Origin of the sequence: uncultured Selenomonas sp. (assembly GCF_963528755.1) — a bacterium.
In the GTDB taxonomy this organism is placed as follows: domain Bacteria; phylum Bacillota; class Negativicutes; order Selenomonadales; family Selenomonadaceae; genus Selenomonas.
This window is the reverse complement of sequence record NZ_CAURXA010000001.1, coordinates 266,883-283,082: the sequence shown is the minus strand read 5'-3', so window position 1 is coordinate 283,082 and position 16,200 is coordinate 266,883. Positions and strand designations below refer to the sequence as shown.

The window sequence follows — 16,200 nt, the reverse complement described above, 5'->3', positions numbered from 1 at the left end:
CACGGGCACGAATCTTGTGGACACGTTCTCGTACTCACGCGCCTTCAACAAACGACAAGCGGCACTCCTGCCGCTTGCGTCATATTTTCTTTTGCCGGACGGTTTACTTATTGAACACCATGACGCGGCCTTCCTCACGGATGCCGATCATGCGGTCAGACATGCGACTGCCCTTGAGGCTGCCAATGATGTGGTCAATCGCCTCCTCGCGCAGGAAGTTATCCTCCTCGTAGGCATCGCGCGTATCATCGGAAACGAGTGCGTCGCCGAAGCGTTCGTACATAAGGTCTGCCAGAAGGGCGATCTCGCCGCGAGAAAGCGTGCGGACATCGCGCAGGACGCGAAAGAACGCCGTATTGCCCTGTCCTTCGAGGGAAAAATCAATCTCCCCTGGAATCAATCCTTCAAGGTCGTGGTATGTGAGAATGCTCTCTTCAAGAAAGGCCGCCGTCTCCTCGAATTCCTGCCGAGGAGGAACCTTCGTCAGGGTGAAAGAGAAGTACAGAGCCTCCTTCTCCGGCTCATAGCTCACCATGCCGATCTCCGGATAACAGATGAGAATGGACACCAATAGATTAATCCCATCCTTATTCGGCTTCTTCGCACTTGTCATGAATCTGCCCAAAGCAAACACCTCGTTTCCCTAATCACAGCCAGAATACTCGCGGTACGCCTTGCGCTGTGCACCGCGCTTTCTAAAAACCAAGGGTGCTGAGAAGCATCCTCCCAACACCCCTATTATACAACTATTTGGCGTAATCAACAACGCGCGTTTCACGAATGATCGTCGCCTTGATCTGACCCGGATATTCAAGCTCCGACTCGATCTTCTTCACTATGTCGTGCGCGAGCGCGACCGATGCCGTATCGTCGACCTTCTCGGGCTTGACCATCACGCGCACTTCGCGCCCCGCCTGGATGGCAAAGCAACTGTCGACGCCGTCGAACGACTCGGCAATCTCTTCGAGACGTGTCAGGCGCTTCAGATACGCTTCCAGACTCTCCCGACGCGCGCCCGGTCTTGCCGCCGACACGGCGTCCGCCGCCGCGACGAGCACAGCTTCGACCGTCGTCGGCTCCACATCGCCGTGATGCGCGCTGATGGCATTGATCACGTCCTTATGCTCGCGGTACTTCTTTGCAAGATCGGCACCGATCGTCACATGCGATCCCTCGACCTCGTGATCAACCGCCTTGCCCACATCGTGCAGCAGGCCGCTGCGCTTTGCGAGCATCACGTCAGCACCGATCTCCGATGCCATGACACCAGCGAGATGAGCGACCTCGATCGAGTGGTTGAGCACGTTCTGTCCGTAGCTCGTGCGATAGCGCAGACGCCCCAAGAGCTTCACAAGCTCGGGATGAAGCCCATGTACGCCCGTCTCGAACGTCGCTTGCTCGCCCGCTTCCTTGATGCGCTGGTCAACCTCGCGCTTCGCCTTCTCGACCATCTCCTCGATGCGCGCCGGATGGATGCGCCCATCTGTCACAAGCTTCTCCAGTGCGATGCGAGCCACTTCGCGGCGCACCGGGTCGAAACCCGAAAGGATGACAGCCTCGGGCGTATCGTCAATGATGAAGTCGATGCCCGTCAACGTCTCAAGCGTGCGAATGTTGCGCCCCTCACGTCCGATGATGCGACCCTTCATCTCATCGTTCGGCAGCGAGACGACAGAAACTGTCGTTTCCGCCACCTGATCGGCAGCACAGCGCTGGATGGCGAGCGAGACGATGTCGCGCGCACGCTTGTCCGCCTCATCCTTCGCCTGCTGCTCGTAATCCTTGATCATCAGAGCCTTCTCGTGCTTGAGCTCTTCTTCTGCCTCCGTCAGGAGCATCGTGCGCGCTTCCTCCGCCGTCAGGCTCGAAATGCGCTCTAACTCTTCCTTCTGCTTGTCGCGAAGCTCATTGATGGACGCGCGCGTGCGGTCGATCTTCGCTTCCTTGCTCAAGAGGACCTCTTCCTTCTTCTCCAAGGAATCGAGCTTGCGGTCGAGATTCTCTTCCTTCTGCACGATGCGGCGTTCCTGCCGCTGCAGCTCACTGCGCCGCTCCTTTGTATCGCGATCAAGCTCCTGGCGGAGCCGATGAATATCCTCCTTCGCCTCAAGCAAAGCCTCTTTCTTTTTGGACTCGCCCTTGGCCTCCGCCTCGGCAACGATCCGTCTCGCCTCATCTTCGGCAGAGCCGATCTGCGCCTCCGCAGCTCTCTTGCGCAGCAGATAACCGCCGCCCACGCCGGCGACCAACGAGAGGATGACCGCCAAAACTATCTCAATGATAACTAACACCTCCTAAGTCGTTCAGGATTCGCCAAAACTCTTCTTCGACTCTTCCTTCTATGATATGTTTTTCGTATGTGGCTAAAAACTATACTTTCCTATTGTATGCTGTTTCCCATGACCTGTCAAGAATTATCCTCCAAAGCCCCCCTAAAGACCTAGGGAGCGACGACAAAAAAATTCCCGTCCCATCCCTTCATGCAGGAAATTTCCCCATTCTCTATAATATATAAATGGAAAAGGAGGCTTTCCCATGCATCTGGCAAACTACCGCACATCCATCATCCTAGGTATCACCTTTACGCTCCTGCTCTCTGCCTTCTGGTTTTTCCCCGATCTCGCCTTCATCATCTTCCTCTCGCTCCTCCTGCAGCTTCTCCTGCAGCCGCCCGTCGATTTTCTGCAGCGCAAGAGGGTGCCGCGCACACTTGCGGCTGGCCTTGTCGTCATCGCCTTCATCGCACTTCTCACAGGAATGATCGTCCTGCTCTCGCTCTCCTTCGTTCCTACCTTCCGAAACTTTGTCGCCGACTTGCCAACCATCACGCTGAGCCTGCAGAACATTCCTTTCGTGTCAGAGTCCGAGTTTCTGCGCAGTGAACTCGGCGACGTTCTAGCCAATCTTCGCAGCCTGAGCACAGATCTGCTGAAATCCTCGCTGTCCTTCCTCTTGGAAATCTTCGGAAAATTCATGGCGTTCGTCATCATCATCTTCGTGACCTTCTATCTTCTTAAGGACGGCAAGAGCATAAAAATCTGGCTTGCAGGACTCTTCCCGCAAGCCTCAAAAAAACGCGTGCTGAATCTCTTCAATGACATCCTTCGAGCATTGCGCGTCTATATCTTCAGCCAAATTGTCATGTGCGCCATCACGGGCACGGTCGTCTTCCTCTACTTTGAATTCACTGGGCTTCCCTACGCCTCTGTCTTCGCGTTCCTTTCCGGGGCGGGCGAATTCGTCCCCGTACTCGGCCCGACTGCCGCCTCGGCGTTCGGTGTCTTTTTGACCGCTACCGAGTCGAGCACCCTCGTGCTGCAGACCGTCCTATTTTACATCGTGCTCACGCAGATCAACCACAATTTTGTCTACCCTCTTCTTATCGGCAAATCCCTAAATCTCCACCCGGTCGCCATCATCCTAGGCGTCATCTTCGGCGGTGAGATCCTCGGACCCGCTGGCATGTTCCTTGCCGTCCCCTTCATCGTCATCGTAAAGCTCGTAATCGCCGACATCTATCGCGATCAGCAGGAATTGGGAAAACATCGTGAAGAAGAACTGGCGTAATTCCACTATATAGGAAAAGAGCCTGCCGCGAAATGCGGCAGGCTCTTTTCCTATCCTCAGTCGCAGCAGCCTCCGGTCGGCTTGTCGAAATACTTCTGGATGATCTCCACCGCGCAGTAGTCACCGCACATGGAACAGGCCCCTTCGCCCGCGTCGTTTCTCGCCTCGCGACGTGCCCGCGCACGCGCCGGATCAATGGCGAGCGCGAGCTGCGCCTCCCAGTCGAGCGTCTTTCGCGCCTCCGCCATCTTCCGATCCCACTCCGCTGCACCTGGTATGCCCTTGACGATGTCGGCTGCGTGCGCGGCAATGCGGCTTGCTATCACGCCGTCGTGTACGTCCTCCAACGTCGGTAGGCAAAGGTGCTCGGCGGGAGTCACATAGCAGAGAAAGTCAGCGCCGCTCACGGCGGCGAGCGTGCCGCCGATCGCCGCCGTGATGTGGTCATAGCCCGGCGCGACGTCCGTCACCAAGGGGCCAAGAACGTAGAACGGCGCATTGTGGCACAGCCTCTTTTCGAGCTTCATGTTCGCTGCAATCTGGTCGAACGGCATGTGCCCCGGCCCTTCCACCATGACCTGGACGCCGCGCTTCCACGCGCGGTCGACGAGTGCGCCGAGATTCACGAGTTCCGTAATCTGTGCACGATCCGTCGCATCGGCAAGGCAGCCGGGACGCAGACCATCGCCCAGGCTGATCGTCGAATCGTACTTCTCGCAAATATCGAGAATATCATCGAAGTGCGCGTAGAGAGGATTTTCCTTCTCATTGTGGAGCATCCAACCCGTAATGAAGGAGCCACCTCGGCTCACGACGTCCATGACACGCCCCTCTTCGCGCAAATTGTGCACGGCCTCAAGCGTCAGACCGCAATGCAGTGTCATAAAGTCTGCTCCATCCTTCGCCTGTCGCTCAATCGTCTGCAGGATGTCATCCGCCGTCATCTCGACCACGGCGCCGTGTCGCTTGATCGCCGTGACCGTCGCCTCGTAGAGCGGCACCGTGCCGACCATAACAGGCGAATGAGCAATGATGCGCCGCCTCGACTCGTCGATATTGTCGCCCGTCGAGAGATCCATGACGGCGTCCGCTCCCGAACGCACGGCTTCATCGAGCTTTTCCAGTTCTGGCTCAATGTCAGGGAACGTGCTCGATGTACCAATGTTCGCATTGACCTTCGTGCGCAGTCCCTCGCCGACGCCCGCCGGCTTCAATCCCGCGTGATTGACGTTGGCGCAGATAGCGACCGATCCCCTTGCCACACGCTCGCGAATCGTCTCCGCCGTCAGCTGCTCCGCCTCCGCCACCTGCCGCATGGCGTCGGTGATCTTGCCCTCTCTTGCATGCTGCATCTGAGTTGCCATAATATTCCTCCTTGCAAATTGCACAAAACTATTTTCTCTCGGCGAATCCACAGCAGAGCAACAGCAAAAAGGAGCTGCCCGCAAAGTGCGGCAGCTCCCTCAAGATTCCCGGAAAACCACCACTTCCCTACGCAGGTATTACCCCAACAGGTTCCAAGGGTCGGCCCCGTCATACGCAAGCCTCTCAGCAAATGCTCCCCCAGTGGATTCATATTCTACTTATTTTTTCTTATTTCGGATTGTACTCGATAATCTTGATATTCTTGTGCTCGTTCAAATCGACGACCTGATCCTGTGTGATGCGAATGAGCGGATGTGCCGCGAAGTCCTCGGGATAGCCGACGAGGATGCCTTGGAGACCGTTGCTCAAGGTGACGGTCGAGCCGAGGAACACGTGCTTGATGTTGTTGAGGAACGGCATGCAGACAGCAGGATCGAGCTTGCTGAACATGTCCTCGGAAATCTGCGCGATGGCGCTGAACGGCGTCTGCTTCACATAGCCTTCGCGCTCCGTCGTGATATTGTCGTAGATGTCTGCGACGGCGATGATGCGTGCATACTCATGGATGTCCTTGCCCGTGAGTCCCGACGGGAAGCCCGAGCCGTCCATGCGCTCGTGATGCTGCAGCGCGGCGAGCCGCACGCCTTCGGACACGTCCTTATTAGCACTGAGGATATTGAAACCATCACGCGCATGATTGCGGTATGCTTCGAGATCTTCGCCCTTGAGCGTCTGGATGTTCTTTTCCAAGAGGCGCTCCGTAAACTTCGTCTTGCCGATATCGTGCATGAAACCCGCCATGATGATGTCATGCGTCTTCTTCTGAGGAATGCGCATCCACTTGGCGATGACGCCTGCGAGGATGGAAACGCGCAACGAATGGTTGTAGACGTCGCTCGCGAGGTGGTTAAGTTCATACAAATAGTCAATAGCGCCGCTCTGCTTCGACATGGGCGCGAGATCTCGCTGCACCATCGCCGTCGTGCGCTCGACAGGCACCTCGTTGTCCTTGGCGACAGATCTGAAGATGTCCTGCGCTTCGGAGACGACTTCCTTGTATTCGGCGACGAAAGCATGGCTGCGCGTCAACGGCTCGCCGACGACAGGCGTCGTCGTCAGTTCAAAATCATCTTTGACATAGACGGCCGGTATATTCAAGAATCCCAAACGCGTGATATGCGCCTTCGTCAAAACAGTGTTCTCCGAGAGCACAACGATCATGTTGTCGTTGACGATGGTGCGCGCCAAGGTCATTCCAGGATGCAGATCCTCGATGGATACGGCTTTCAAAGTAAACTCCTCCTTTGGGAAACGGCATATATCATGGGAAGCGCTGATAAAATGAAGTCGTCCAGATTTGCACAGATGTGCTCGTTCTGTCTAGAAGACAAACCGCAGGCGTAGCAACAGCTACGTTGAGGATTTGTCGACGACGAGAGGACAGCACAGATGTGTGAAGATGGACAGCTGAATTTATCCGTGATTCCCATAGTCGCGTTTCTTCCGTACATGAATCGATTCGGAATCCATCCGAATACTTTCTCTATGCTTAATTCTCTACAAAAGTCGGAAATCCTTTATCGTACTGGGAAATTCTTTCCTTTTTGTAAGAACCGACTTTCTACCCATTCTGCCGAATCGCGTCGCACACCTTTTCGTGGATTTCACGCACCTCGTAAATCAAAGGCCGGATTTCCTCCACCTCCTTGCCCGAGCGAAGCTCTTTGCCGATCGCATCCGCCAACGTCGAGAGTTTGACGAGACTGAGATTCGCTGCCGTCCCTTTCAACGTATCGATGGCCTTCTCCGCCATGGAGATGTCACCCATTTCGACACCTGCCCAGAATTCCTGAAAAGAGCCGTCATAGAGGAACTTCGACAGGAATTCAAGGTAAAGCGCCTCGTTTCCCATGAAACGCTCCAAACCCTTCGCATAGTCGATGCCCGCCGCCCTGCACGCTTCTTCTTTCAAGGAGCGTCCTCCTTTCGCCAACGTTTCCAATCAACCATTCTGCGCGGTCAAATCAAATGCCGCCGCTTTTGTCGCTTACCAGTCCAACCGCATCGACATACGGCTTGATGTCGATGACAACGCTGCCGTCCAAGGCATCGAGATGGCGCACGAAAAGCCGCCTTCCCTCGCGCCGCAGAAGTTTCACGGCGCAGAGCGACAGAGGATTCGGACGATGCGGCGAACGGCATGCGAAGACGCCGCAGGAACGCGTGCCGCTCGGCGGCGTCACCACGAGGTGATCGCGCTCGGCGAGGTGCGCCCAGTAGAGCACCGTGAGCCATTCGCTCTCCTCGACATGCGCCAAAGCCGGCGCATACGCTTCGTCAATCTCGATGACAGATTCCTCCTCGCTGAAAAATCCCTGGCGCGGTATCTGCTGCAAACTCTTGTAGGGACTATGCACCACGCCGATGCGCTGCAATTCCATCCGGCTTCCTTACCTCGATTCACTCAACCTTGAGTGTCAGTTTCTCGCCGTTGATGTTCCACGCCTTGCCCTCTAACTCCTTTTCATAGGAGATTGTGTCGGCGAGCGTGATGCGCTTGATGTACTCCTCGTTCTTCGCCATGAGTGCTGCGATCTTCTCGTTGCCGCCCGCCGTGATCTTGATGTGGTCGGTGACCTCGAAGCCGTTCTCCTTGCGCATCGTCTGCACCTTGCTGACGATCTCACGCACGAAGCCCTCCTCGATGAGCGCAGGGCTCAAGGTTGTCTCCAGGGCGATCGTGACTGCGCCGTAGCGCTCTGTGACAAAGCCTTCGGTCTGCGCCATCGACACCTCGACGTCTTCGGCCTCCAGTGTGACTTCACCCGAGGGGAGCGCGAGCTTCAGCTTGCCCGTGCGGTCAAGCTCGTCCTTTGCCTCGTGCCCATTGACCTTTGAAAGAGCCACCTTGACCTCGCCGATCCTCTTGCCAACCTTCGGCCCCAAGACCTTGAACTGCGGTTTGAAGCTGTAGCTCAGGAACTCTTCCATGTCATCCTTGAAGATGACTTCCTTGACATTCAGCTCACTCTCGACGATCTCGCGGAAGAAGTCGCCGAGCGCATGCGCCGCCTTGACGAACATCCTGCCGATGGGCTGACGATTCTTGATGTTCGCAGCGTTTCGCGCCGCACGCCCCAAGACCACGATCTCAAGGACGATCTCCATGTTGTCTTCCAGCGACGCGTCAATATACTCTTCATGCACGGCAGGAAAATCGCAAAGATGGATGCTCTCGGGCGCCTCCTTGTCGATACTGCAGACGATGTTCTGATAAATAGCCTCTGTCATGAAAGGAATCATCGGAGCGGCAGCCTTCGCCGTCGTCACGAGCGCTGTGTAGAGCGTCATGTAGGCATTGACCTTGTCCTCGCCCTCGCCCTTCGCCCAGAAGCGCTCGCGGCTGCGGCGCACATACCAGTTGCTCAGTTCATCGACGAAGCTCTGCAAGGACTTCGCCGCTTCCGTGACCTTGTAAGCGGCGAGATTTTCGTCGACTGCCTTGACCATCGTGTTGAGGCGCGACAGAATCCACTTGTCCATGACGGCGAGTTTCTCGTAGTCGAGCACATGATCGAGCGGATTGAAATTGTCGATATTGGCATAGAGCACATAGAAGGCATAGGTGTTCCACAGCGTGCCCATGAACTTTCGCTGCCCTTCCTGCACGGCGCCGTCGTGGTAGCGGTTCGGCAGCCACGGTGCGCTGTTCTCATAGAAGTACCAGCGAATCGCATCCGCACCGTGTTTCCTCAGCGCATCCATCGGATCGACGGCGTTGCCTTTCGACTTCGACATCTTGCGGCCGTTCTCGTCCTGCACATGACCGAGGACGATGACGTTCTTATACGGCGCCTTGTGAAAGAGCAGCGTCGAGATGGCGATGAGCGAATAGAACCAGCCGCGCGTCTGATCGACCGCCTCGGAGATAAAGTCCGCCGGAAAGCGGCGCTCGAAAATCTCCTTGTTCTCGAACGGGTAATGCCACTGTGCAAAGGGCATCGAGCCGGAATCGAACCAACAGTCGATGACCTCGGGCACGCGGTGCATCTCCTCGCCGCACTCGGAGCAGCGGATCGTCACGGCGTCGACGTAGGGACGATGCAGTTCAAGCTCCTCCGGGCAGTTGTCTGACAAGGACTTCAGTTCTTCGATCGAGCCGATCGAATGCTGGTGTCCGCAGCCGCACTCCCATATGTTGAGCGGCGTGCCCCAGTAGCGGTTGCGGCTGATGCCCCAGTCCTGCACATGCTCAAGCCAGTCGCCGAAGCGTCCCTTGCCGATGCTCTCGGGAATCCAGTTGACCGTGTCATTGTTCGCAATCAGTTCGTCGCGCACCGCCGTCATCTTGATGAACCACGACTCGCGTGCGTAGTAGACGAGCGGCGTGTCGCAGCGCCAGCAATGCGGATAGCTATGCTCGAAAACGGGCGCCTTGAAGAGAAGGCCCTTCTCTTTCAAGTCCTGCAAGATCAGCGGATCGGCGTCCTTGACGAAGACGCCCGGCCAGTCTGTGTCCGCCGTCATCTCGCCCTTTGCATCAACGAACTGCACGAAAGGCATGTCGTACTTGCGGCACACGCGGTTGTCGTCCTCGCCGAACGCCGGCGCCGTATGAACGATGCCCGTGCCGTCGGACGTCGTGACATAGTCGTCGCATATAACGAAGAACGCCTTCTTCTTGATTTTTCCTTGCGCATACGGATAGAGCGGCTCATAGTCACGATGCTCAAGCTCCTTGCCCTTCATACGCGCGAGAACCTCGCGCTCGCCCTCGACGCCCTCGAAGACCGCATCGACAAGCGCTTCCGCGAGATAGTAGACCGTATCGCCGACGCGCAGCTTCACATAAGTCACGTCGGGATTGACGCAGAGACCGAGGTTCGATGGCAGTGTCCACGGCGTCGTCGTCCAGGCGAGGAAGTACGCGTCCTCCCCCTTCGCCTTGAACTTGACCATGGCGGAGCGCTCTTTGACGTCCTTGTAGCCCTGCGCGACCTCGTGCGAAGAAAGCGGCGTGCCGCAGCGCGGGCAGTACGGCACGACCTTGTAGCCCTTGTAGAGCAGTCCGCGCTTCCAAATCTCCTTCAAGGCCCACCACTCCGACTCGATAAAATCGTTCTCATAGGTGATGTACGGATGCTCCATATCAGCCCAGAAGCCGACGACGTCAGAGAACTCTTCCCACATGCCCTTGTACTTCCAGACGGATTCGCGGCACTTCTTGATGAACGGCTCCATGCCGTATTTCTCGATCTGATCCTTGCCGTCGAGTCCGAGCGCCTTCTCCACCTCAAGCTCTACAGGCAGGCCGTGCGTGTCCCAGCCCGCCTTTCTAAGGACGCGCTTTCCCTTCATCGACTGGTAGCGCGGCAGCATATCCTTGATGACGCGCGTCAGCACATGACCGATGTGCGGCTTGCCGTTCGCCGTCGGCGGCCCATCATAGAACGTGAAGTTCTCCTTGCCTGCGCGCTGGTCAATCGCCTTCTGTGCGATGTCGTGCGATTTCCAGAATTCTTCAACCTCCTTCTCGCGCTCAACAAAATTCAACGTCGTGTCTACCTTCTTGTACAGCAAGATTTTCCCTCCTATAAAAAAGCCTCCATCCCGAAACAGGATGAAGGCGTACTTTCCTGCCAGCTTTCTTTCAGCATTTCATATCCTTTTTCCAACCCTAATGATAACGCAAAACAATAAAAAAGCCAAGTGTAATCTTCCAAGAAAGCTATGCACACAAATGTCTGCTTTAAGAACATTGTGGCTGGTCGTATAGAAACCCAAGCCATCCGTCTGGGCTTTCGACTTGACTTATCGACTTGATGGTAATTTTACTCCTTCTTTTTGCCAAAAACCCCAGCAAATTCTTTCTATGGGAGATTTCTCATATTTTATATATCGTCGGCAGGAAAATAGAGTTTAATCTCGTAATAAGAATATAAGCGAATACGAGTCAATTTTCTTATGTTTCATCGTATTCATCATGACATTTCTGCCATGAACACTTGGAATTTCGAGCGAAAGATGACCCCTTTCCCGATATCCAAGACACCGCAAAGGAAAAGAAAGGAGTCACTATCATGAATTTGAAAACAAGGATGATCGCCCTGATTGGCACGCCTGTCCTCTTGGTCTTCATCGTCATGGCTGGCATCGTCTATGAGATCCTCATGGATTCCATGGAGCAGGAAATGACAGAAATGGCAACCCATCACGCGAGCGACATCAACGGCAAGCTAATCGGCAAGAAAGAAATGCTCGCCGCAGTGACGCGCGCTTGGGATGCGAAGCTTCCCTCACACGAGGACATGCAGACGACGGCGAACTATTTTGCCAACAAGAACGGCATCGGGGATTTCTTCATCGGCTTTCCAAACCAGCCCTTCATCGACGGCGCGGACAAGACATCGGATCCCACCTTCGATGCGACGGGACGCGCCTGGTACAAGGATGCAGCAGGCTCTCAGGACGTCATGATCTCGAAGATCTACCTGACCAAGACCGATCACAAGCCCGTCGTGAGCTTCAGCTCGGCGTTTCGCCAAAACGGTCAGGTCGCAGGCGTCGCGGGCTTCGACCTATCGCTCGAGGCCGTGAAAGATTTCGTCTCCGCCATCAAGGTCGGAGAAACGGGCGGCGCCTTCCTCCTCAACGAGGACGGCAACTTCATCTCGCACAAGTCGAAGACAATCGACGACACGATTCTCGATCAGAAGGACCACGCTGACGCGATCAAAGCCTTCTTCAAAGGCAAACCGACCATCGCCTCATGGAGCGAGGACGGCACGACGATGCTCTTCGCTTCCGCTCCGGTCGGCGATACGGGCTGGGTGCTCGTGCTCGAGGTGCCGAAGTCGGAAATCCTCGCTCCGATCATGAAGATGGGCGCGATCGTCGCCGTCGTCATCCTCCTTTCGATCGCCATGCTCATCGCCATCATCCTTTACATCACACGCTCGATTGCAACGCCGATCACGGAACTCGGCAAGATTGCCGAGCAAGTGGCAGAGGGTAATTTGTCGCATAAATTCAACGACACGGATCGTCAAGATGAAATTGGCCGGCTCCATCAAAGCTTTGCCAAGATGTCCAGAAACCTGCACGACCTCGTGCAGCGCTCCCTCAAGGCCGCCGATCAGCTCGCCGTATCCTCCGAAGAATTGACCTCATCGGCAGGCCAGTCCGCCAACGCTTCGCAGAGCGCGGCGGAAGCTGTAACCCACATCGCCCAGAGCGCACAGCAGCAAAATGACATCGTCGACCGCTCCATCGACTCTGTTAACACAATGTCCGATGAAATGGGCAAGGTCGTCAATGTCATTCACGATGTTGCCGCCTCCGCCGCCGAGACGCACAAGGCTACGACGGAAGGCCAGAGCGGCCTTCATGTCGCCGTCGAGGGCATGGAGACCATCAACGGCAGCACGAAAGAGGTTGCCGATGCTGTCAACTCTCTCTATGAAGGCTCAAAGCGCATATCCGAGATCGTCGAGATGATCACCCAGATTGCCAGCCAGACGAACCTCCTCGCCTTGAATGCCGCCATCGAAGCTGCACGCGCCGGCGAATCGGGCAAGGGTTTCGCCGTCGTCGCTGAAGAGGTGCGAAAGCTCGCCGAGCAGTCGGAAACAGCAGCGCAGCAAATCACGACGCTCATCACGGAAAACTCTTCTCAGATCGAGCGCACCTTCTCCATCATGCAGCAGCAAAAGGAGCGCGTCGGCGAGGGCGTCACGCAAGTTAATGAAGCGGGCAAGAAATTTGACCGAATCGCCGAACTCGTACAAGAACTATCCGAGCGCGTCACGAGCATCGAGACGTTGGCGCAGCGCGTGCGCCAGGGCAGTGCACAGACCGTCTCCTCCGTACAGGAAATCAAGAACGCCTCGAACGATGTGCGCAAGGAGGCCGAGAACGTCTCTGCTGTCTCTGAGGAGCAGGCCGCATCAACGCAGGAAATCGCCGCTGCGAGCCAGACGCTGTCGCAGCTCGCCCACGAGCTGAAGGAGACCGTCGGTCGCTTCCACGTCTGACGTTGTTTCCGACAAAACGAAAAACGCGAAAAAACTCGGTCGAATTTCGCCTTCGACCGAGTTTTTTTGTGCAAGGAATCATGTTTTCTTTCTCTATGTCAGGCGCATCACCTTCAGATGCTTCAAGTAGAAACGATACAAAAAATAGATGCACAGCGACGTCACCGCCCAGCTGATCGGATAGATGACCATGAGCGTCTCGAACGTCGGACAATGCGGGAAGACGAGCCAGACCCACGAGAGGCGCACGCCGCAGATACAGACGAGCGTGACGACAGCCGGCATCAGAGAGTAGCCATAGCCACGCATCGAGCCGGAGAAAATGTCGATGAATACGGCAAAAATCTCGGGTACGACAACATAGACGATGCGTATGACGCCGATCTCGACGACGGCAGGATCGCCGTTAAAGATGCGCAGCAGCGGGCGCATGAAGAGAAGGATGAGTGCGCCGAGAACGAGCATGGCGATGATGTTCAGACGAAGGCTCCAACGCGTGACCTCGCGGCAGCGCGGCAGATTTCCCGCACCGTAGTTCTGGCTGACAAACGTCGTGCACGCCTGCTGAAAGGCCGCGATCACGCAGTACATGTTGATCTCGATCGTGAATGCCGCCGCAGACGCCGCCATGACCTCCGCGCCGAGACTGTTCAAAGCCGCCTGAATGACGAGGTTCGCAAAGCAAAAGACCATACCCTGCACGGCAGCAGGCATACCGATGACGAAGATGCGCTTCGCATGGTGACGGCGCACGCGCAGGAGCCGGAAGTCGAGCCGCAGGACGCCCTCTTCACGGCGCAAGGCGCGGATGAGCAGGGAAGCTGCCACGAGATACGAGAGCACCGTGCCCCACGCCACGCCGTCAGCGCCCAACCCCAGGACGAGCACGAAGCCCAAGTCAAGGACGACGTTGAGAGCGCTCGCCGCCAGAAGCGCAATGAGCGGCGTGCCCGTATCGCCATGACTTCGGAGGATCGCCGATGCAAAATTATAGACGCTCATAAAGGGCATTCCCATAAGAAATACGCGCAAGTAAAGCTCCGCCAGCGGCATGACGGCATCAGGCACGTCAAGCAAGGAAAGCAATGGCGCAGCGAAAAGCTCGCCCAGCAAGGCCACGCCTATGCCTGCAAGGATCGAAAGTGCAAGAGCCGTATGGACAGCACGGCTCGCCTCCTTGAGGTGACGTGCGCCGATATACTGCGCAATGACGACATTGGCGCCGAGCGAAAGTCCGAGGAAGAGCGTCACAATGAGTCCGACAATGGGCACGTTGTTGCCGACTGCCGCCATCGCCTCCGTCCCGACGAAGCGCCCGAGCACCGCGACGTCCGCCGCATTGAACATCTGCTCCAAAATGCCCGTTAAAGCGATGGGCAAGGCAAAGACGATGATCTTATCCCACAGCGAACCTTCAAGCATATTGATTTCTTTTCGATGAATCCCCAGCAAAAAAACTTCCTTCTTTCCCTTGTCGCAGCCTATCGCTTCAAAAGCACACCCTTGATCTGCGCCGTTATATCCTCTCTGCCCTTATGATTGCGGACGGACAAGCCGACATCATACAGCCAAAGGCAAGTGTTTTCATCTATATCTATTCTAAGCTCCCGCGTGAATTTTCCCGTTCCTCTCGCATCCTCCTTGTGCGCGTATGCCAAAAGCTCCTCAAGATACACAGAAACATCGAATCGTTCCTTTGTTCCGTCGCCCTTATCCACAAAAATCACGCCATCCTCCACGGCCGGATTATCAATCCGATAAGCTTCCTTCCAACCATCTACAGGAATGCAGACAGGATTTTCCGCTTGGAACTCGAACCATTCGGTAGTTTTTCCCCTCTTCTGCATCCCACGCAGTTTCGCAAGCGTCTCACGCATGCCCGGCGTTTCGAGAAACGATGTCTTCTTCTGATCGGTCAGATACTCCGAAGCGCTCAAGAGCCTGTCACGCGCCCCCTCAGCAAGCGCAGGATTCTCCACGACTTCGCCATCCTGCAGCATGCCGTTTTCCTCAAGCACGCCCCAAAGGCGCGCTTCCTGCGTGCGAAGCGGCACATCGACGATATTGAGCGGCGTCAGAGTGAATGCGGCAATCATAAATGCCAAGACAAGAAGCGCAGGACGCGGCGAGCGGCGCAGGAAAGCAAGCACGAGCAAAAAGATACCAAAAATCGTGCAGTGGATCGACGTATAGCGCAGCACCGTCAGGCCGTACGGCTCGACTCGCTGCCAAACAGCGGCAGCCTGCACCGCAAGAATCGGCAGAAAGAGTAAAAGACCCCATCGCAGGAAACGCTGCAGCAGCGAATAGCGCGCATCATTCGCAAAGCAGAAGAAAAACACGCTGAAGGCTAGAAGAGCCAACGAGGCAAACCAATTCATCATGCCGACGGGTATCGCCCAAACATAGATGATCTTTGCCACATAGAGATAGAGAATCGCGAGCAGGATCAAATAGACGGGCCAAAGCACGCGCATGAGGAGAGCACGAAAGAGCGCGGGTGTCTCCATGTTTTTCCCCCGCTCAGGCAAGCTCGCGAGAAAGACCTGTATCCCGATAAAAAGGAAAGAAAACTCTGCAATGAGAAAATACAGCGTCGTATGCAATCTGCTTTCCAAAGAAAAAAGCAGTGAATCGAATGCCGTCAAGCATGTATTGAGAGACACGATCAAAAGAGTGCCGACAAGCCATGCCTTAGAGACTGCGAAAAACACGACAAGTGCCGGCTCCTCGCCTTCGTTCTGCGGTTCAAGGCAGTAAAGACCGACAGAAGCAAAAACAAGCGCCGGCCCTGCCGTCTTGAGCAGAATATAGGGATCCGTCCAATCATGTCCCTGCACAAGAATGAAGAAAAACACAAATACGACAACCGTCAGCAGCGCCTCGAAGCCATGCCGCTCCTGTCCGCGCCTCTCCAAGAATAACCGCAGGGCGACAGCGAAGATGCAGCCGATCGCCGCCGCCGCCGCCGCGCAGCCAATCTCCTCCGTATACCAATCTTGCATCTCATACACATGGCGGTACGTAAGCACACCCACACAAAAGAACAGCACGATGTCAAGAATCATCGCCGTACGAAAACGCTGATAGCCGCCCTGCACCGACCGGCAGAGCCTCTGGCCCATGTCCTTTACGCCCATACCTGCACCTCCATCATCACCGCCCTATCCCTTCTTTGCCTATTCGCCTTCCGTTTCATTCTTTCCTGCTGCACACACATTATACTTGGATTCCA

11 protein-coding genes and 1 riboswitch are annotated in these 16,200 nt (G+C 55.8%); of the genes, 2 read left to right on the top strand and 9 right to left on the bottom strand.

Going from position 1 to position 16,200, the window contains the following annotated elements:
- Positions 1-103: 103 nt before the first annotated feature.
- Both RWS31_RS01375 and rny read right to left on the bottom strand, forming a co-directional pair.
- Positions 104-634, bottom strand: coding sequence for a hypothetical protein (locus RWS31_RS01375; RefSeq protein ID WP_314595486.1), 531 nt, complete (start codon positions 632-634; stop codon positions 104-106).
- Between the two features lie 112 nt (positions 635-746).
- Positions 747-2,291, bottom strand: coding sequence for a ribonuclease Y (gene rny / locus RWS31_RS01370; RefSeq protein ID WP_314595484.1), 1,545 nt, complete (start codon positions 2,289-2,291; stop codon positions 747-749).
- 244 nt (positions 2,292-2,535) lie between these two features.
- Between rny and RWS31_RS01365 the strand changes: the two genes are divergently transcribed.
- A complete protein-coding gene (locus RWS31_RS01365) occupies positions 2,536-3,567 on the top strand; it encodes an AI-2E family transporter (RefSeq protein WP_314595482.1) in 1,032 nt (343 codons plus the stop codon).
- Between the two features lie 56 nt (positions 3,568-3,623).
- Here the strand turns inward: RWS31_RS01365 and thiC are convergent, their stop codons facing one another.
- The 5 genes from thiC to ileS form a co-directional block, all read right to left on the bottom strand.
- The gene (gene thiC, locus RWS31_RS01360) at positions 3,624-4,931 is read right to left on the bottom strand and encodes a phosphomethylpyrimidine synthase ThiC (RefSeq protein ID WP_314595479.1); all 1,308 of its coding nucleotides are present in this window, start codon (positions 4,929-4,931) and stop codon (positions 3,624-3,626) included.
- A gap of 107 nt (positions 4,932-5,038) precedes the next feature.
- A riboswitch (TPP riboswitch) is annotated at positions 5,039-5,142 on the bottom strand.
- Between the two features lie 18 nt (positions 5,143-5,160).
- Positions 5,161-6,222 (bottom strand): HD domain-containing phosphohydrolase, encoded by a 1,062-nt coding sequence (locus tag RWS31_RS01355; protein WP_314595477.1) that lies wholly within the window; start codon positions 6,220-6,222, stop codon positions 5,161-5,163.
- A gap of 331 nt (positions 6,223-6,553) precedes the next feature.
- A complete protein-coding gene (locus RWS31_RS01350; RefSeq protein ID WP_314595476.1) occupies positions 6,554-6,904 on the bottom strand; it encodes a histidine kinase in 351 nt (116 codons plus the stop codon).
- 52 nt (positions 6,905-6,956) lie between these two features.
- On the bottom strand, positions 6,957-7,373 hold the full coding sequence (tsaA, locus tag RWS31_RS01345; protein WP_314595474.1) for a tRNA (N6-threonylcarbamoyladenosine(37)-N6)-methyltransferase TrmO: 417 nt from the start codon (positions 7,371-7,373) through the stop codon (positions 6,957-6,959).
- Between the two features lie 19 nt (positions 7,374-7,392).
- Positions 7,393-10,509 (bottom strand): isoleucine--tRNA ligase, encoded by a 3,117-nt coding sequence (ileS, locus tag RWS31_RS01340; RefSeq protein ID WP_314595697.1) that lies wholly within the window; start codon positions 10,507-10,509, stop codon positions 7,393-7,395.
- Between the two features lie 503 nt (positions 10,510-11,012).
- On the opposite strand from ileS, the gene RWS31_RS01335 reads away from it, so the two are divergent.
- On the top strand, positions 11,013-12,965 hold the full coding sequence (locus tag RWS31_RS01335; RefSeq protein ID WP_314595472.1) for a methyl-accepting chemotaxis protein: 1,953 nt from the start codon (positions 11,013-11,015) through the stop codon (positions 12,963-12,965).
- Between the two features lie 93 nt (positions 12,966-13,058).
- On the opposite strand, the gene RWS31_RS01330 is transcribed toward RWS31_RS01335, so the two are convergent.
- Both RWS31_RS01330 and RWS31_RS01325 read right to left on the bottom strand, forming a co-directional pair.
- Positions 13,059-14,417, bottom strand: a complete 1,359-nt coding sequence (locus RWS31_RS01330) for an MATE family efflux transporter (protein ID WP_314595471.1) — start codon at positions 14,415-14,417, stop codon at positions 13,059-13,061.
- 29 nt (positions 14,418-14,446) lie between these two features.
- Positions 14,447-16,105 (bottom strand): DUF4153 domain-containing protein, encoded by a 1,659-nt coding sequence (locus RWS31_RS01325; RefSeq protein WP_314595469.1) that lies wholly within the window; start codon positions 16,103-16,105, stop codon positions 14,447-14,449.
- Positions 16,106-16,200 lie beyond the last annotated feature (95 nt).